The sequence below is a fragment of the Martinezella lusitana genome (genome assembly GCF_010668395.1).
GTDB classification, from domain to species: domain Bacteria; phylum Pseudomonadota; class Alphaproteobacteria; order Rhizobiales; family Rhizobiaceae; genus Rhizobium; species Rhizobium lusitanum_A.
Window position 1 is genome coordinate 113,651 of sequence record NZ_WUEY01000002.1, and the last position, 16,942, is coordinate 130,592.

The window sequence follows — 16,942 nt, forward strand, 5'->3', positions numbered from 1 at the left end:
ATGGCCCTGCGAGGCATCGAGCTGAAGCGTTCAAATTGCACCAGTTTTGAACTTCGGGAATCCAGTTTTGTTGGAGAAGCTCATCTGAGCGCATCACGCCAGCGTTTAGGTAGGGGATCACTCCTTCTCATGCATATGCCAGGAACACTTCCGTCGGGGTTTTGTAGCTGAGGCATTTTCGCGGCTGGCCGTTGAGATGGCCGGCCGATCGCCCTTTGCCGGATCGACGCCGCGCCGCCGGTTCGCATCCGCTCCAGCAGACGACGGACCTGGCGCTCGCTCAGATCAAGTACATGCGCCGCCGACACCGTTGTCATCCGGCCGGCCGCCACCTTCGACAGAACCTCAATCCGCTGCAGATCGCGCTCGCTCATCGCTATCAATCCCATCTGCAATCTCCCAAGCATCGTTCAGACCCGGGGAGAATGACATTCCAACTTTGCAGAAACAGGACACTTCAACTTTGCGGTTTGGAGAAGCTAACCCAAGTGCATCATAGCCGCCTTGGAGGGTAGGGCATCAGCCACCTTCGCGCAAATAGGCAGCAAAGGCTTCGGCGGGGGTCCGGTATCCGAGGCATTTGCGAGGCTGTGAGTTTAGATGATGCGCCAAGTCGGTCAGCTGTTGCTGGGTGACATTGGCAAGATCCGTGTCACCAGGCATGAAGCGTCGGATGCGTTTGTTGGTGTTCTCAACGGCGCCTTTTTGCCATGGCGCGCTTGGATCGCAGAACCAGCTCCTCGCGCCGATGCCTTCCTCCAAAGCCCTGAAGCCGCTGAACTCCGTGCCGCGATCGAAGGTAAAGCTCCGCCGCGCCAGCGCTGGCAATGGTGAGAAGGCATGAACGATCTTATCCATGATCGGTCGCGAATGACGACTGTTGTTCTTGAGCATGACCGTATAGCGGCTCTTGCGTTCAACCAGTGAGGTGACATTGGTCGGCCCAAGCTCCCGCTTGAAGATCAGCAGATCGCCTTCCCAATGTCCGAACTCGGTCCGACTGCCAATAAAATCAGGTCTTTGGGATATCCTGCAATCAGCCGGGAAGACGTTGCCGCGCGGTCGGCGAGAGCCCCGAGGGCGACGCTTGCGACGTGCCTCCGGCAGGTAGCGATAGAGGCCCAGACCATAATCCTCCTTGCAGTAGACAAAGCGATAGATGGTCTCCGGGCAAATGCGAACGGGGTTTGCGCTGTCTTCGGCAAGGCGACCGGCAATCTGTTCCGGTGACCAATAGGCCTTCAGGCGGTCAATGACCAGCTCGCGCAGTCTTGGATGCCGCCTGAGCTTGCGCAGCCTTCGGCGCCGCTCCTTGGCGATGTCATCGGCGATCGTATCAAAGTAGCCGGTGTACTCGGGAAACTCGCGATCGTGGAAAGTGTTGCGCTTGAGCTCACGATAGATCGTTGAGCGATGACGTCCGAGCTGGCGGGCGATCTCGCCAACTGGCACCTTTCGCTCTCTGAGATGATAAAGACGGCGACGATCGGCGAGGGTGAACTGCTGATAGCAAAGCGACATGCCAAAATCTCCAAAGTGAAGCCATTGAATTTACTGGCATGTCGCACTTGGAAATAGAATGTACCCCCCTACATAGAATCATCAGATAATCTATCTTATGGAACTAAAGCAGACCCATGACATGCCGGGATACCGCTCCTCAAATCTCTAACAATATCAATGCCTGCCTTCGCGAGCACTCTCGTCCGAACTCACCAGCAGTTTGTCGATCCTGCGGCCGTCGAGATCCACGACCTCGAAGTGCCAGCCGTTCTTGGTGAAGCTTTCGCCGACATCCGGAAGATGGCGCAGTTCCTGCAGGACGAAGCCTGCAACCGTTTGGTAGTCACGATCGTCGTCGATCTGGAGGTTCATGAAATCGGCGAACTCGTCTATCGGCATCCAGCCGGACACGAGGTAGCTGCCGTCATGGCGACGGACGATTGCCTGTTCGCCGCTGGCATCCGCTTCTTCCTGCACGGCGCCAAGGACGGCTTCGAGAATATCGCCCGAGGTGACGACGCCTTCGAAGTGGCCGTATTCGTCATAGACGAGCACCATATGCGCGGAGGAGCGGCGTAGCGCCTTGACCACATCAAGCGCGCTCGAAAGATCCGAAACGATCGGCACCTGCTTGGCCAGCGTCTGAATATCGACGCGGTCGCCGGATGCCAGCGCGTCGAAGAAATCCCTGGTCGTCAGCACGCCGACGATTTCGTCCGAGCTGTCCTTGCGCAGCGGCAGCCGCGCCTTGTCCGTGCGGCGAATCTGTTCCCGAACCTCTTCGAAACTGTCCTCGATATCGATGACCTCCACGTCGCGACGCGGCGTCATAAGCCCTCTGGCATTCCGGTCGGCCAGGCGCATGACGCCTGATATCATGGCTTGTTCTTCCGTTGCGATGACGCCGGCGCTCTGCGCCTCCGCGAGAACGGTTTTGATTTCCTCGTCGCTGACGCCGTCTGCCGCCTTGCCGGATTGGCCGAGCGCGCGCAGGACAAATCGTCCCGAAAGATCCAGCAGCCAGACAAGCGGCGCGGCCGCTCGCGAAAGAAACACCATGGCCGGTGCGATCTTGGCGGCCACGGCTTCAGGGGCGCGAAGCGCAACCTGCTTCGGCACCAATTCACCGATGATCAGCGAGAGATAGGTGATGGCGACGACGACGGAGCCAACGCCGATCGCGTCGGCCGCGGCAACCGAAAGCCCCTGTGCTGCAAGCCATCCCGACAGCCGAGCGCCAAGTGTGGCGCCGGAAAACGCGCCGGACAGAACACCGACGAGCGTAATGCCGATCTGCACCGTCGAGAGGAAGCGGCCGGGCTCCTCGGCCAGTCTCATCGCCATCGCGGCACCTCTGCTTCCTTGGTCCGAAAGCACTTTCAGGCGGGCGGGCCGGGATGAGACGATCGCCAATTCCGACATTGCCAGTACGCCATTAAGAAGGGTGAGAACGATGACGATTGAAATTTCGAGAAGCAAAGTCGGCCCTTTTTTGTTTCAGCGGAAAGATAGGTGGCGCATGCTGCAAATGCCAGCATCCAATAGACATGATTTCCATGGCACCACCATTACGGGCAAATCGCCGATGCTAACGCATGGCCGGCAGGATATCCGCTGCGATCTCCTCCATCACCTCGCCGGGCAGCCTGCCCTGGGCGGCGAGGTTAAAGGCGACATGGTGAATGCCGGCTTCCCGCATCGCCGCGAGCGCCCCGATCAGCCCTCGCCTGCCGCTTCTGCCGCCGAGATTCACCTCCTCATACGCCGCCTCGGGATTGTCGAGCAATTCCAACACCATGGACTGGCCGAAGCCGCGGAAATCGGTGGTGACTTTTGCCTGCGCATTGCGCCAGAGCGCCAAGCGATCCTTCTGGATGGATAGCGGCCGGTAATAGGTCATCCAAGCCGACGCGTGCCGGGCGATCCACTCGAGAGATTGCGATGACGAACCCACGGCCACCATCGGAATGGATCGTTGCTGCAGGCTGGGTCTTATGGCGAATTCGTTGCGCACGCGGCCACCTTCGTCAATGACTTCCGGGTTCTGCCGCAGCGCGGCGGCGAGGCGCTCCCAATGAAATTGAAAGAGCGTCTTGCGGCTTTCGACATCCGCTCCGAATATTTCGTACTCCGTCGGCCTGTCTCCCGAACCGAGACCAAGGACGAAACGCCCCCTCGACAAGGAGGCCATCGAAAGGGCTGCCTTGGCGATGTGGAGCGGATGCCGCAGAGGCAGTACGATCGCGCCCGTCGCCAGTGCGATCCTGGATGTCGACGCTGCCAACGCGCCGAGGAAAACCCAGGGGTCGGCATGCCCGACGGGGTCGGGGTAGCTTGCGCTGTTGAGAGGGACATCCCTTACCCACAGGGCATCGAAACCCAGCCTATCGGCATGGCTTGCCATATCGAGCTGGGTATCGAACCGTATGTCGGCCGAGGTCCTCGCCTGTACCGGCAGGACTATGCCGAATGAAAGTCGGTCTGGATGGAAAAGCACGCCGCGTCCCGAAACTTATTGCCCTGACAGAAAGATAAGGACGATCGCCTGCGAGAAAAGGGCCGCGTTGCGGGAGATCTAGCCATGGATCGAGGCTGGAGCGATATGCCCGGCATTGCGCGATGGATGCAGCTTACGGTCGATGCGCCGGCGCTGAAAGCAGCGAGAGGAACTGGCCAAGAAGAACGAGGCCTTGCGGCCAGAGTTCCAGTTTTTCAGCAGCGCCAATATGGCCCAGCGGGCCGGCATTGACGAAGACGGAACCCCAAGCATCGGCGAACTGCCTTGCCCGTTCGATGGAGACATGCGGGTCGGTACTGCTGGCGACCACCATGGATGGAAACGGCAGAGGCCTCAATGCCATGGGCGCGAATCCGGTGATGGCCGTATTGGCCAGGGCCGCCTCGGTATCCCGATCGGTCGGCGCAACGAGGAAGGCACCTGCGATCCCATCGGTCGATCCCTCCCGCGCCCATCGTGTGAGTAGCGAGGTGCCGAGACTATGGGCGATGATGATGATCGGCCTGTTGCTCTGCTTCACCCTCGCAGACAGGTTCCTCGCCCACTTGAGATAGTCGGGGTGATCCCAATCATCCTGGCTGACACGTTGTATCGTGGGGAACGCTCGTTCCCAGTGGCTCTGCCAATTATCCGGCCCGGAATTATGCCAACCGGGGAGCGTAAGAACGTCGAATCCATCGAAAAGCAAGGCAGAATCCCTTTGGTCAGTCTTTCATGTCGGTTGACATGATTGCAGGCATCGCAGCGCCACGAAAGATACAGACAGGATCGCCGACGCCAAACTGTCTTGGCCGAGCCATCGGTACAGTTTTCAAGCAACTCCGGGAAACGTGAGCGACTGCTTTTCGTCGGGAATTGCCTCGGAACAGGGAGATCGAACGGTCGCCCTCGCCTCGATCAGCACGTCGCCTGCCTTCGACTTTTCAAGCTCAATCGTCATCAGCGCAAGCGGCTTGCTGATTACGGCCGCTCGTCTCTCCATATATTTCCATTTGAAAACAAAATAGTGTCGTCGATATCTCGTCTTATGTCTTAACTGGTAGACTTTGCCCACAAATCGCGTATCTCCTGCCGCATAAGCAGGGATTCTTCCCATCGGTCGGTGGTGTCTTCGTCATCCCTTCCCGTGATCGCATAGGGTTTCGGCCCCAGCTCGCAGGTAAAGGCGAGTGTGGCGTCTTTGCCTGCGCGCTTCCGCCAGCTCTTGAAGCCGTAGTCCCACCAGCCGAGGAAGAGGTCGACCCAAGGCCTGTGATGCGGGAAGGAAATCTCGATCTGGACCTGCTCGCGCGAGGCGACGCGGCCGTGGAAGGCCCAGCAACTGTCCAGTATCCGATGAATAAGCGCATGATTTTCGTCGGATACCGGCCAGGCGAATTCCCGCCCGACGAGGAAATGCGAGATGTCGCCCAGCAGCCGCAGATCAGGCATGCGATCGAGCAGGTCGAGCGTGAAGAACAGGTCCGTCGTCATTCGGTCGCGATGCGTCTCGATCCAGACGTCGATGCCCGCCTCATCCGCCAGCCGTTGCCAGCCTTCCAGCAGGGGAATGCAATCCTCCAATCGCCGCAGCCGCACGTCCGGCTGGAGGCAGATGTGATGGACATTGTGTTCGGCGGCGATTTCCAGCACTGGCTTCAGGTCGTCGACGCTCTTGGGAAAGCACTGGCCTTCCGCCTGACGTCCGTGCTGCTTGAGTAGGCCCGCGACGCGGGAGACGACGTTGCGATCGTGCCAAGGCGTGCTGATGCCATCGAAGCCGGCGGCGGCGATCTTTTCGATGTTTTCTTCGAGAGAGAGCTCCGGATAGCGAGCGCTGCGTCGCTCCATGGCCCAAAGCGACTGGAATATGAGCAAGTTCTGCATGGTTCCTCCCGTACCGGTAGGCTGCTCAGATCATGAATCCGATGTCTTTGCCAGATGGCGCGGCGATGGGTTTTGATCCCGAGCGCGTTCCATTGCAAAGCCGATGTATTCGGCTGTCCGGAACCCGCAGCGTGATGGTTTTTCATCAAGATACTCCCGGCCCCTTATCGCCGATAGCATCCAGATTGCGGATGCAGGACGTACCGAGGACAGGCGAGTGCAGCTCAGCTCAGGTCAACCTGTTTGCCAGACGAAGAGTGCCGATCGCATCGACACCCAGGCTAAGACGATCATAATCTTCGACACTTGGATGCCGCGTGGCCAGCGGCCCCCGATGGGTCGCGCTGATGACAAGCACCGAAGCGCCCGCGGCTTCCGCTGCCTCTATTCCCGCCGGCGCGTCTTCGAAAACGAGACAATCTTCAATAGGTTGCGCCAATGTCCTTGCAGCCAATATGAAGCAATCCGGTGCCGGCTTGCCGTTCTGTACGTCCTCGCCGGCAATCAGAACCGGCGGCCAGGGAAGGCCAGCCGCCTCAAGGCGAACCTTGGCCAGCTCCCGCGGGGCGGAGGTGACGATCGCCCACCGATCCGGTGGCAGGCTTTTCAGAAAGGCGATAGCGCCTGCGATCGGTTCGACGCCGGCAACGTCGTCGATTTCGGCCTGCGTGAGAATCCTGACTTCTTCGGCGGGATCGATCCCCGTGAGGCCGAGCTGGGTGATCGTCTCGATCGCCTTGCGGCCGTGAACCGTCGCCAGCAAGCTGACCGCATCGACGCCTCGCCGTTCCGCCCAGGCGGTCCAAACCCGTTCTGCGACCGCAATCGAATTGAGGACGGTTCCATCCATGTCGAACAGGAAGGCGCCGAAGGAGCGGCTGTCAAAGAGCATCAGGATCGATCCTCGGCTTTCTGATGGGACGACAGGCGATCCAGAATGGCCTGCGCGGTGTTGGCGTCGGTCACCAGGGCGTTGATCATTCCCGACCGCGCCGCGCCGATGATGCCGCTTGCCTTGCCGGGCGTGGCTGCAACGGCGATGCAGAGCGGCACCTTGCGCAATTGTTCGGGCGAGGCTGCAATCATGCCCTCCTCCCCGTCCCAATGCAGGATTTCGCCGGCCTCGGTCACGTAATGGCGCAACACGTCGCCGGCCGCATGGCTCAACGCCTTTTCACCCGGCAGCGCCGCTTCCGAGGGGTTGGCAGCATGCGTCAAGCCGACACCGACGATCGCGGCGTCCAGCCTGTCCCAGAGAGAGGTGACTTGCTGCACCGTGGGATCGCCCAGAAACGCGTCCCTGAGTTCGGTTGAGGAAATATAGGGGGCATGCAGGAAGTGCGGCACGCCGCCCATCTGGGCTGCCGCCTGGCGCACGAATTCGTTGATCTGGAAGTGCGCGGCCGCCTGTTGCATGCCGCCATTGAGCGCAACGGTCGTGATGCCAGGAAACTGCGGCAGGCCGGCCATGGTCACCTCGCGGACCGCCCGCCCCCAACCGATGCCCAGCGTCGAGCCGGAGCGCATACCCGCCTGCTGCAAAAGCGTGCCGACGGGTGCTGCCAGTGCGCTCAGTACGTTGGACGACGGCGTATCGATCACCGCGGCCGTTTGCAATTTCAGGCCGTCGATCAACGCGGCACTCATATCCTCGGCGGGCGAAAGATCGATCACCTCGATCCGGACGATCCCGACCGCCCGCGCTCGCTGCAGCAACCGTGAAACCGTCGCAGTCGATAGGCCCAGCTTCCTCGCAATATCCACCTGCGACATGTCGGACTGGTAGTGCAATTTGGCGACGGTATGCAGCAATGCGCGATTTGCCGCAGCCTCCTGCGATTGAGACGAATTCAGGTTGAAATTCCTTTCTGCAATGTGTTACACATACTGCACTTGAGGGAGTTATGGCGCAAAACAGCCGGTTTCGCAACGTTTATACAGAGCGCAGCAGCCCTCAATTTCAAGAGCAGTGCCTTCTTCGGGGAGTGGAGAAGGCATGGCTGCGTCGGTGCCGTCTTGCGACGGCTGGAGGAAAGATCACATGACGAAATTGACGACAGCGGAGATGCGCGGCTACCAGCAGATTTGCGGCAGCGACGGCGCCATGATGGTAATTGCCTGCGACCAGCGCGGCGGCATGCGCAGCCTCCTGGCCAAGGATCCGGCCGAACAGGCGGCCATCTCCGACAAGGTGCTGGGGGACACGAAGGCCGATATCGCGCGTTTCCTGGCCAGCAAGGCATCCTGCGTTCTGGTTGATCCGATCTGCGCCGTGCCTGCCCTGGTCGACGATCGGGTCCTTCAGCGCGATACCGCGCTCCTGATCGGGCTCGACGCTTCCGGCTGGGATACATCGCCGGAGGGCTATCGCCTGTCGAAGCTGGTTCCCGGCATTTCCGCCCGCCGCGTGCGCCAGCTGGGCGCGACCGGCGGCAAGATCATGGTCTACCTGCGCTCGGACCGGGATGCGGCGAATGTCCACAATATCGAGATCCTGAAGCGCTGCATCGAAGACTTCGCGCATGAGGATCTTCTGCTTGTCGTCGAGTTCCTGACCTACAAGTTCGATGACGAGGATGACGCCGATTACAAGGCCAGGCTACCGTCGCTGATCGTCGGCGGCAGCAGGATCTGCCTGGATCTCGGCTCGAAGGTTTTGAAGATCCCCTATCCGGGCTCGTCGGACGCCTGTGCCGAGGTCACGCGCCTTGCCGTCGCCGCCGGCGACGTGCCGTGGGCGGTGCTGTCGGCTGGCGTCGACCATGAAACCTTCCTGGCGCAGGTCGAAGATGCCATGCGAAACGGCGCTTCGGGGGTCATTGCCGGCCGCTCCCTCTGGAAGGATTGCATCTCCCTCGACCGCTCGGTAACCAGGGATCGGCTGGAATCGGTCGCGGTGCCACGGCTTCGTGAAATCCAGGCCGTCATCACGACGCACTTCAAAGGCGCAGGCTCGCACGGCGCTGACGGAAGGCAGCGCGCCAATGGCTGACATCGCCATCGGCGTCGATATCGGCGGCACGAATATTCGCGCCGCCCTCGTCTCCGCTGCCGGCGAAATTCTTGCCAAGCGGTCGGAACGCACACCGAGCGATCCCTTGCAGGTATTGGAGCGCGTCATCGCGATGGCGCGCGAGCTCGACGCATCCGAGGTTTCCGGTATTGGCGTCGGCATACCGGGGCGGGTCGATGTCGCCAGGCGCGAGATCCTGTCCGGCGGTATCGTCAATCTGGCGGGCCTCGATTTCGTCCGGCGGCTGGAGACCGCGCTCGGAAAGAAGGTCGTCATCGAAAATGATTGCAACATGGCACTGATCGCCGAGATGCGCATCGGCGGCGCCAAGGGCTATCAGAATGTTGCGATGCTGACGATCGGAACGGGTATTGGCGGTGCCGTCGCCCATGCCGGTCGCATCTATCATGGCCACAGGGCTGCGGGGCAGCTCGGTCATATCTGCGTATCGCAGGACGGTCCGCCCTGCCCTTGCGGCCGGCGCGGCTGCGTCGAGACCTTCAGTTCCGGAACCGCCTTGCGCCGGCACATCGCCGAAGCCGGATTGTCCGTTGCGACGATCCGCGAAGTCTTCGACATGGCAACCGGGGGAAACGATGCGGCAACGCGCGTATTGCGCCAATGGGCCGGTCCGCTGCGTACGGCTCTCGACAATATCGCCGCGACGATGGATCCCGAAGTCATCCTGCTCGGCGGCGGCCTCGGCTGCGATGCGGCGCGTGCCCTTGCCGACTTGCCGGCAGAAGCGCCATGGTTTTGCCCGGCAATATTGCCGGCGAAGCTTGCCGACGATGCCGGCGTGATCGGCGCTGGCCTGTCTGTTTTCGGGGATGCCCTTCCGCAGCAGGGAAAGCGGGTCGTTCTGGTGAACGGCGTGCCGGCCTCCGGCAAAAGTCGGCTTGCGAAGGCTTTGTCCCAGCGAACCGGTTGGCCGATCCTGTCTCTCGACGACATCAAGAACCCCTTCCTGCAGCACATCGGCCCTGTCGATCGAGACTTCAACCGGACCTTGGGCAAGGCGAGCTACCAGGCGATCTGGTCTTTCGTCGCGGAAGCTCCCGCCGGTTCGACTTTCATCATCGATGCCTGGTTCGGCTTCCAGCCGAGGGAACAGCTCGAGAGCTATATCGGCGCGGCAAAGATCGAGCATGTCGCCGAGCTGTGGTGCAAGGTGCCGGGGTCGGTTGCCGGCGAGCGCTATGCCAGCCGGCTGAAGGATCGGCTACCCGGCCACCCGGGCGCCGAATACGTGCCGGAGCTGATTGCACTCGCCGATCTGGCCGAGCCCATGGGTTGTGGCCCCGTGATGACGGTCGACCGGACCCTGGAGCCGGATATGGATGCTATCATGGCGTGGGTATCGCAGGTCTTCGACTGCGGATAAGGTGTGTCGCCGCGCAAGCGATGGCATGATTGCGGAATAATTCGGAACCCGTGTGCGACGCTATGTCCTCGACGGACCATACCAGTATGCACATATTCGAATTATATAAGTATATCAACGAATTAAAGGAAATTCATTACAGAAAAAAATTACTTGACGCGTGGCAACAACCCACTGATTATCGCTGTGCCGGACAGGGGAGGTTCGGCTTCAAGAGGAGGAAAATTATGGAGCGCCGCTCATTTCTAAAGGCCACAGCCGTGGCATCGCTCGCTACCGGTGTTGCGGCAGTTGCCGGTGGCACTAAAGCTGCAGACAAGAAATTTACGATTGCCCTCATTCCGGGCCTGACGACCGATGCTTTCTACATCACCATGCGCAAGGGTGCCGAAGCGGCAGCCAAGGCGGTCGGTGCCGAACTCGTATTCCAGGGTGGGCCCGATTTCAACCCGGTGACCCAGGTTCCGGTTCTTGACGCGGTGATCGCCAAGAAGCCCGATTTCATTCTCATTGCGCCGACCGACAAGGATCAGTTGATCCAGCCGCTCAAGAAGGCCGCTGACGCGGGCATCCCGATCATTACCGTCGATACCTTCATAGGCACCGGCGTCTACCAGACGGGCAACGGCGATGCCGATTTCCCGCTTGCCTATATCGCTTCCGACAATCTGCTCGGCGGTGCGATCGCCGCACGCGCACTGGCAAAGGCCGTCGGCGAAAAGGGCAAGGTCTACGTTTCCAACGTCAAGCCCGGTGTATCGACCACCGACCAGCGCGAGCAGGGCTTCAAGGAGGAAATGAAGAAATACCCGAACATCACCGTTCTTGAGACGCAGTACAACGACGACGACGCCAACAAGGCGGCATCGCAGCTTCAGGCTGTCTATGCCCGCAACTCCGATCTCGACGGCGTCTTCGGGGCAAACCTGTTCTCCGCCCTTGGCGCCGCCAACGGCGTGCAGCAGGCCGGCCAGACGGGCAAGATCCGCGTCGTCGCCTTCGATGCGCCGACGTCGATCATCGACAACATCAACTCCGGCCTCGTCGATCTGGCGATCGCACAGCACCCGGCAGAAATCGGCTATTTCGGCGTGATGGCAGCCTATGCCCATCTGACCGGGAATTCGATTCCGACGGCGATCGGCACCGGCTTCACCGTCATCGACAAGTCGAACGTGACAGACAAGAACATCGCGAAGTTCATCTACTCCGATTAACTCGGGGATAGCCTGTGCCTCGCCGGATCGGCGAGGCACATCATCCAACGATGATAGAGCGAACGGCGCCGCAATCTCGTGCCGATAACGCTCCAGTTTGGACCAGTCCATGACAATCGACAATGCAGACGTTCGCAAGACGGATCAGCATGTGGCGCCTCAGGCAGACCACGGCGACCAGGAAAAAACTATCCTTAATCGTATCGCGCAATTGCGCGCATGGCTCTTTCTTGCCGCGCTTATCGTGACGTTCGAGATCTGGGCACGGATCGACTTCGGCGGCACCTTCATCGGCTCCAGCTTCAACTGGCAGTCCGTTGCGGTCTTCGCAGTGGCGCCGCTGCTGCTGGCGATCGGGCAGACTTTCGTCATCATTTCCGGCGGCATCGATCTGTCGACCGGCTTCATCATGGGGCTTGCGGCCGTCGTTGCCGCGCACGTCGCCAATATCGCCGGCCTTTATATGCCTTTGCCGCTGGCAATGGTGTTCGGCATTCTCATCTCCATGCTGGCGGCCGCCGTACCCGGCTTCGTAAACGGTCTTCTGATCTCCCGGCTGAAGGTTCCGCCGTTCATCGGCACGCTCGGCATGTTCGGCGTTGCGCGTGGCACGGCCTTCCTGCTCGCCGGCGGCACGACGGTGCCCGTCAAGAATTCCTATTTTGCCGAACTCGGCAACGGACGCTTCTTTGGCGTGCCCTATCTCGTCATCGTCACGCTCGTCTTTGTGCTCATCATGCATTACCTGCTGAGCCAAACCCGTTTCGGCCAGCATAATTATGCCATCGGCGCCAATGCGCAGGCCGCGCGCCGCGCCGGTATCGACATCAAGTCCCATCTGCTGCGGCTCTATATTCTTTCGGCCGTCTGCGCTGGATTGGGCGGGGCGCTCTATGCGGCGCGTTTCACCGCCGGCGCGGCCCAGGCCGGCGAGCCGCTGCTGCTCGATAGCGTCGCCGCCGTCGTCATTGGCGGCGCGAGCCTGTTCGGCGGCTCCGGTACGATCATCGGCACCATTGCCGGCGCTCTCGTCATCGCCGTCATCCAGTACGGTCTCGTTTTCATGAATGTGGAGCCGTTCTGGCAGTTCATCGCCGTCGGCGTCGTCATCATCATTTCGGTGCTCATCGACCAGGCACAGCGCAGGTTCAGCGGAGCGAAGCAGGATGAATAGTGTCACCCCCCTCCTCGAGGTCCGCAATCTCTCGCGTTATTTCGGCGCCGTGCGTGCCCTGGACAATTGCTCCATGGTCGTCAGGCCTGGCGAAGTCGTGGCTCTTGCCGGCGATAACGGTGCCGGCAAGACGACGATGATCAAGGCGATCTCCGGCGTCTATCCGCCGACCGCCGGCGAAATCCTGATCGAAGGCAAACCCGTTACCTTCTCGTCACCGCAGGATGCGCGCGAGAAGGGCATCGAGACCATCTACCAGGACCTCGCGCTTGCCGACAACCTGCCGATCGGTGCGAACATCTTCCTCGGTCGCGAGCCGATGAAGAAGCTCTTCGGCTTCCTGCCGGTCCTGGATCGCAAGGCCATGGCGGAAGCGGCGCGCAAGACGATGGCGGAGCTCGACTTTCATGTGAAGCGGCTCGACGCCCCGGTCAGCAATTTCTCCGGCGGCCAGCGCCAGGCAGTCGCGATCGGCCGCGCGGTCTACTGGAATGCCCGCATCCTGGTCATGGACGAGCCGACGGCTGCGCTCGGCGTACCGGAGCAGCGCAAGGTCGTCGCCCTGATCAAGTCGCTGAAGGCGCAGGGGCGTGGCGTCATCTTCATCTCGCATAATTTGCAGGATATTTTTGCCGTCTCCGATCGCATCGTCGTCCTGCGGCGTGGGATCGTGGCCGGGGAGCGGAACATCGCCGACACCAATCACGAGGAAGTCGTCAGGCTCATGATCGGCGGCTAGCGCGAACGCCGGCACATAGTTGCAAAAGAGACGAAGCGGCAATGGCAAGGAAACGTCGTTGCCGCTTCGCTATTTATGGCGAGCTTCGGACCAATGGCCTATCTCGAAAGAAACGCCCTGCCCGGTGGCCGTAGACCGGGTTGCCAATGGCGAGGCCGCCTTCATTTTAATCGGTTCCGATTATTGCCTTGCAACTGCCCACGCGCTGTGCCTGTATATACAGGCGACAGGACTGGATAAGCCATGCGAATGCGTATTTACAATGATGAAACAGTGCTTCCGATGATTGCCGCCACCCGCTGCCAGATCGTCGCAACACGGGTTTGACCATGCCCATCACGGCACAGTCCCTCATGGCATATCCCATTCCCGACATGCGGCGAGCGGTCAGCGCACGGGACGCAATTCTTTACGCGCTTTCCACCGGCTATGGCAACGATCCTCTGGATGCGGCACATTTGCGGCGGGTTCAGGAACGGGACCTCGTCGTCACGCCGACATTGCCGAATGTTGTGGCCGATGCGGGTTCCTGGATGGAAGATGCCGGTGTCGACTGGCAGCAGCTGGTCCATGCCGAGCATCGCCTGACGATTCACGCGCCCGTGCCTGTCGATGTGCCCCTGCTTTCGCGCTCGCATATGCGTTCGATCGTCGACCGCGGACCTGATAGGGGCATGTTCGCCACCTTCGACCGGACGATCATGACTGCCGGCGATGAGAAGATCGTCGCAACCATGTCTCAGACGAATGCCTGTCGTGGCGATGGCGGATGCGGCTCAGCCGGGACGCCGCCCGAAGCGCTGCGGCCGGTTCCATCGCGCACGAGTGACGCAAGGCTTGCGGTAGCGATCCCGGAGGATGCAGCACTCCTTTACCGCCTGAACGGCGACCTCAATCCGCTGCACGCCGATCCGGCCTATGCCGCCCAGGCCGGGTTTCCACGCCCGATCCTCCATGGTCTCTGCACATTCGGCTATGCGGGCTATGCCATAGGGCGCCTGCTGGGAAAGCAGGATTTCGCGGATATAGGCTTCATCGCGGCACGTTTCACGGCGGTCGTTTTTCCCGGCGATACCCTGGAATTCGACATCTGGCGTGACGGACAGGATGTCTATTTCCAGGCGCGTGTCCCCGCCCGTGAAGCGACGGTGCTCGATTACGGCAATGCGAGGCTGGCATGACGAGCTTGGAAGCCGAGCCGCCGAACGACATGCCGCGTTACCTGCGGATCAAGGAGCGGATCGTCGGCCTGATTGCCGAGGGCAAGCTCAAGCCGGGCGATCGCGTCTATTCCGAAAGCGAGATCGTTTCCTCCTTCGGCGTCAGCCGCATGACTGCCAATCGGGCACTGCGGGAGCTGATGTTCGAAGGCGTCTTGACCCGTTGCGCAGGCCTCGGGACCTTCGTTTCCTCACAGCGTGAGGATATCGATCTGCTGCAGATCAGGAACATCGCCGACGAAATATCCGAGCGCGGCCACCGGCACACCGCCAAGGTTCTGGTCGCCGACCGTATCAAGGCGGATGCCCGCATCGCGCAGGCCCTTGATTTGGCGCCCGGCACGGAGGTCATGCACAGCCTGATCGTGCATCTGGAGGACAGCCAGCCGATTCAGGTGGAAGAACGCTATGTCAATCCCGCCGTCGCGCCGGATTATCTCGCCAATGATTTCAGCACGATCACGCCGAACGAGTATTTGACGCAGCTGGCGCCGATCACCGAATTCGAACATTTCGTCGAAGCTATCAAGCCGGATGCCGAGATCAGGAAGTTGCTGGGCGTCAAAGCAGATCAACCCTGCCTGCGCGTCTTCCGGCGCACATGGTCCGGCAAGTTGGTGGGCACATGCGCGCTGCTGACTTACCCCGGCAACAAATATCGTCTGGAGGCCGGCTCCAGAAAAAGACACCGGATGCCTGGCGCTTTTCCCGGAGGCAAGCAAGAATGACCGAGGCCGCAGACATCGTGTCCTTAACCGGCGCTGCGCCGACCATCGGCGACATCGCTTCGATCGCGCGACGCGGTGTGCAGATCGTCGTTTCGCCGGAGGTCGAAGCGAAGATCAATGCTGCCCGTGCCGTCGTGGAGCGCTATCTGGCTGCCGACCGGCCCGTCTATGGCCTGACGACAGCCTTGGGTGCCGGTGTCGATACACGATTGGCCGCAGACGATCTCATCGCTTTCCAGCTGCGGGTGCCGCAAGCTCGCGCGGTCGGGGTCGGGGCGGCGCTGCCGCGCGAAGCCGTCAGGGCGATGATGGCTGCTCGTATCGCCGGGATGGCGGCCGGTGGCTCCGGCGTGTCGCTGCCGGCTTTCACCGGTCTCGTCGCCGCACTCAACGCGGGCTTCCATCCAGTCGTGCCATCGCTCGGCTCGATCGGCGCTGCCGATCTTGCACCCTTGGCCCACATGGGACGGGCCCTGCTCGGGGATGGCGAGGCTGAAGTGGACGGCATGGTCATGCCGGCGCTCGATGCGCTTTCGAAGGCCGGGCTGACGCCTTTGTCGATCGCGCCGAAGGATGGCCATGTCCTTGTGGTCGCCAACAGCCTGTCAGTCGGCAAGGCCTGTTTATGCATTGAGGATATCGAGCGTCTGTTTGACTGGTCGCTTGGCGCTGTCGCTTTGAATTTCGAGGCATTCCGCGCCAATGTATCGGCCTTCGACGATAGGGCACTGGCGGCAAGGCCAGCCTTCGGCCAGCGTGAGGCAGCCGCAAGGCTTCGCGAACTGCTTTCCGGCAGCTCTCTGCTTGCCGATGGCGCCGCGCGTCGTCTGCAGGATCCTTTGAGCTATCGCTGCGCGCCCCAGGTATGGGGCGCCCTCCTCCATGCGATCGGCGAAGCGCGTCTCGCCACGGAAATCGAGCTTGCTAGTTCCGGCGACAACCCTGTCGTGCTCGCCGAAGAAGGGCTGATCCTGTCGCACGGCAATTTCGACATGACGGCCTTCGTCTTGGCCTGGGAGCGGCTTGGCCAGGCAATCGCCCATTGCGCAGCGGCAACGGCCTATAGAACCATGAAGATCATGTCGGCGGGCATGTCGGAGCTGCCGCGCTTCCTGACGCCGCTCGGACAGAGCAGAACGGGGTTTGCCACCGTTCAGAAGACGGTCTCAGCCCTCGAAGCAGAGATACGGCATCTGGCTGCTCCCGTCTCGCTTACGCCCATCCCGGTTGCGGACGGCGTCGAGGATCAGGCTTCGATGGCGCCGAGCGTTCTGGCAAAAATCGAAGCGATGATCGAGCGATTGCGCTATCTTGTAGCGATCGAACTTGTCGCATCGGCGCAGGCCGTCGATTTGCGCGGCGTCGCGGGCGAGCTTGGCAGCGGAACGTCGCACGCCTATCGACAGGTGCGCCAACGGGTGCCACCGCTTGAAGAGGACCGCGCCCAAGGGCCGGATTTTCAAAGAATATCGGACTTTATCGCCCATACCGCCCTGCAGGCGGCTTCCTGATAGACATGCGGCCAGGCGCGGTTGCGCCTGCCACTTCCTTTTGCCGCAGGCCATCCAACGGCCCGCATC

15 protein-coding genes and 1 pseudogene are annotated in these 16,942 nt (G+C 61.1%); 8 read left to right on the top strand and 8 right to left on the bottom strand.

Annotation, left to right across the window (positions count from 1 at the left end; translation table 11 throughout):
- Positions 1-194: 194 nt before the first annotated feature.
- From GR212_RS04490 to GR212_RS04525, 8 genes and pseudogenes are all read right to left on the bottom strand, one after another.
- A pseudogene (locus GR212_RS04490) lies at positions 195-389 on the bottom strand (helix-turn-helix domain-containing protein); the annotation flags it as partial.
- A gap of 130 nt (positions 390-519) precedes the next feature.
- A complete protein-coding gene (locus GR212_RS04495) occupies positions 520-1,521 on the bottom strand; it encodes an IS30 family transposase (RefSeq protein ID WP_163985266.1) in 1,002 nt (333 codons plus the stop codon).
- A gap of 156 nt (positions 1,522-1,677) precedes the next feature.
- A complete protein-coding gene (locus GR212_RS04500) occupies positions 1,678-2,982 on the bottom strand; it encodes a hemolysin family protein (protein WP_163985267.1) in 1,305 nt (434 codons plus the stop codon).
- 109 nt (positions 2,983-3,091) lie between these two features.
- Positions 3,092-4,000, bottom strand: coding sequence for a TIGR03571 family LLM class oxidoreductase (locus tag GR212_RS04505; RefSeq protein ID WP_163985268.1), 909 nt, complete (start codon positions 3,998-4,000; stop codon positions 3,092-3,094).
- 133 nt (positions 4,001-4,133) lie between these two features.
- Positions 4,134-4,709, bottom strand: coding sequence for an RBBP9/YdeN family alpha/beta hydrolase (locus GR212_RS04510; RefSeq protein WP_163985269.1), 576 nt, complete (start codon positions 4,707-4,709; stop codon positions 4,134-4,136).
- A 344-nt stretch (positions 4,710-5,053) separates the two neighbouring features.
- Positions 5,054-5,887 (bottom strand): sugar phosphate isomerase/epimerase family protein, encoded by an 834-nt coding sequence (locus GR212_RS04515; protein ID WP_163985270.1) that lies wholly within the window; start codon positions 5,885-5,887, stop codon positions 5,054-5,056.
- Between the two features lie 229 nt (positions 5,888-6,116).
- Positions 6,117-6,779, bottom strand: a complete 663-nt coding sequence (locus tag GR212_RS04520) for an HAD-IA family hydrolase (protein WP_163985271.1) — start codon at positions 6,777-6,779, stop codon at positions 6,117-6,119.
- Entirely contained in the window at positions 6,779-7,699 is a 921-nt protein-coding gene (locus tag GR212_RS04525; RefSeq protein WP_163985272.1) for a sugar-binding transcriptional regulator, read from the bottom strand. Before GR212_RS04525 ends, GR212_RS04520 begins: the two co-directional genes overlap by 1 nt.
- 229 nt (positions 7,700-7,928) lie before the next feature.
- On the opposite strand from GR212_RS04525, the gene GR212_RS04530 reads away from it, so the two are divergent.
- The 8 genes from GR212_RS04530 to GR212_RS04565 all read left to right on the top strand — a co-directional run bounded on the left by GR212_RS04530 (position 7,929) and on the right by GR212_RS04565 (position 16,873).
- Positions 7,929-8,879 (top strand): tagatose-bisphosphate aldolase, encoded by a 951-nt coding sequence (locus GR212_RS04530; protein WP_163985273.1) that lies wholly within the window; start codon positions 7,929-7,931, stop codon positions 8,877-8,879.
- Positions 8,872-10,284 carry an ROK family protein gene (locus tag GR212_RS04535; RefSeq protein WP_163985274.1) on the top strand — a complete coding sequence of 471 codons (1,413 nt, stop codon included), beginning with the start codon at positions 8,872-8,874 and terminating at the stop codon, positions 10,282-10,284. Before GR212_RS04530 ends, GR212_RS04535 begins: the two co-directional genes overlap by 8 nt.
- A 227-nt stretch (positions 10,285-10,511) precedes the next feature.
- Positions 10,512-11,501, top strand: a complete 990-nt coding sequence (locus GR212_RS04540) for a substrate-binding domain-containing protein (protein WP_163985275.1) — start codon at positions 10,512-10,514, stop codon at positions 11,499-11,501.
- Between the two features lie 109 nt (positions 11,502-11,610).
- On the top strand, positions 11,611-12,675 hold the full coding sequence (locus tag GR212_RS04545) for an ABC transporter permease subunit (protein WP_163985276.1): 1,065 nt from the start codon (positions 11,611-11,613) through the stop codon (positions 12,673-12,675).
- The gene (locus tag GR212_RS04550) at positions 12,668-13,414 is read left to right on the top strand and encodes an ATP-binding cassette domain-containing protein (RefSeq protein ID WP_047634459.1); all 747 of its coding nucleotides are present in this window, start codon (positions 12,668-12,670) and stop codon (positions 13,412-13,414) included. The genes GR212_RS04545 and GR212_RS04550 overlap by 8 nt, the downstream gene beginning before the upstream one ends.
- Before the next feature lie 329 nt (positions 13,415-13,743).
- The gene (locus GR212_RS04555) at positions 13,744-14,595 is read left to right on the top strand and encodes a MaoC family dehydratase (RefSeq protein ID WP_163985277.1); all 852 of its coding nucleotides are present in this window, start codon (positions 13,744-13,746) and stop codon (positions 14,593-14,595) included.
- Positions 14,592-15,362, top strand: a complete 771-nt coding sequence (gene hutC, locus GR212_RS04560) for a histidine utilization repressor (protein WP_163985278.1) — start codon at positions 14,592-14,594, stop codon at positions 15,360-15,362. Before GR212_RS04555 ends, hutC begins: the two co-directional genes overlap by 4 nt.
- Positions 15,359-16,873 (top strand): HAL/PAL/TAL family ammonia-lyase, encoded by a 1,515-nt coding sequence (locus tag GR212_RS04565; RefSeq protein WP_163985279.1) that lies wholly within the window; start codon positions 15,359-15,361, stop codon positions 16,871-16,873. The genes hutC and GR212_RS04565 overlap by 4 nt, the downstream gene beginning before the upstream one ends.
- Positions 16,874-16,942 lie beyond the last annotated feature (69 nt).

What these genes read in the sequence shown, in the direction of transcription:
- GR212_RS04495 (WP_163985266.1), bottom strand. Translation starts at nt 1,521, where the DNA reads ATGTCGCTTTGCTATCAGCAGTTCACCCTCGCCGATCGTCGCCGTCTT.
- GR212_RS04515 (WP_163985270.1), bottom strand. Translation starts at nt 5,887, where the DNA reads ATGCAGAACTTGCTCATATTCCAGTCGCTTTGGGCCATGGAGCGACGC.
- GR212_RS04520 (WP_163985271.1), bottom strand. Translation starts at nt 6,779, where the DNA reads ATGCTCTTTGACAGCCGCTCCTTCGGCGCCTTCCTGTTCGACATGGAT.
- GR212_RS04530 (WP_163985273.1), top strand. Translation starts at nt 7,929, where the DNA reads ATGACGAAATTGACGACAGCGGAGATGCGCGGCTACCAGCAGATTTGC.
- GR212_RS04535 (WP_163985274.1), top strand. Translation starts at nt 8,872, where the DNA reads ATGGCTGACATCGCCATCGGCGTCGATATCGGCGGCACGAATATTCGC.
- GR212_RS04540 (WP_163985275.1), top strand. Translation starts at nt 10,512, where the DNA reads ATGGAGCGCCGCTCATTTCTAAAGGCCACAGCCGTGGCATCGCTCGCT.
- GR212_RS04545 (WP_163985276.1), top strand. Translation starts at nt 11,611, where the DNA reads ATGACAATCGACAATGCAGACGTTCGCAAGACGGATCAGCATGTGGCG.
- GR212_RS04550 (WP_047634459.1), top strand. Translation starts at nt 12,668, where the DNA reads ATGAATAGTGTCACCCCCCTCCTCGAGGTCCGCAATCTCTCGCGTTAT.
- GR212_RS04555 (WP_163985277.1), top strand. Translation starts at nt 13,744, where the DNA reads ATGCCCATCACGGCACAGTCCCTCATGGCATATCCCATTCCCGACATG.
- hutC (WP_163985278.1), top strand. Translation starts at nt 14,592, where the DNA reads ATGACGAGCTTGGAAGCCGAGCCGCCGAACGACATGCCGCGTTACCTG.
- GR212_RS04565 (WP_163985279.1), top strand. Translation starts at nt 15,359, where the DNA reads ATGACCGAGGCCGCAGACATCGTGTCCTTAACCGGCGCTGCGCCGACC.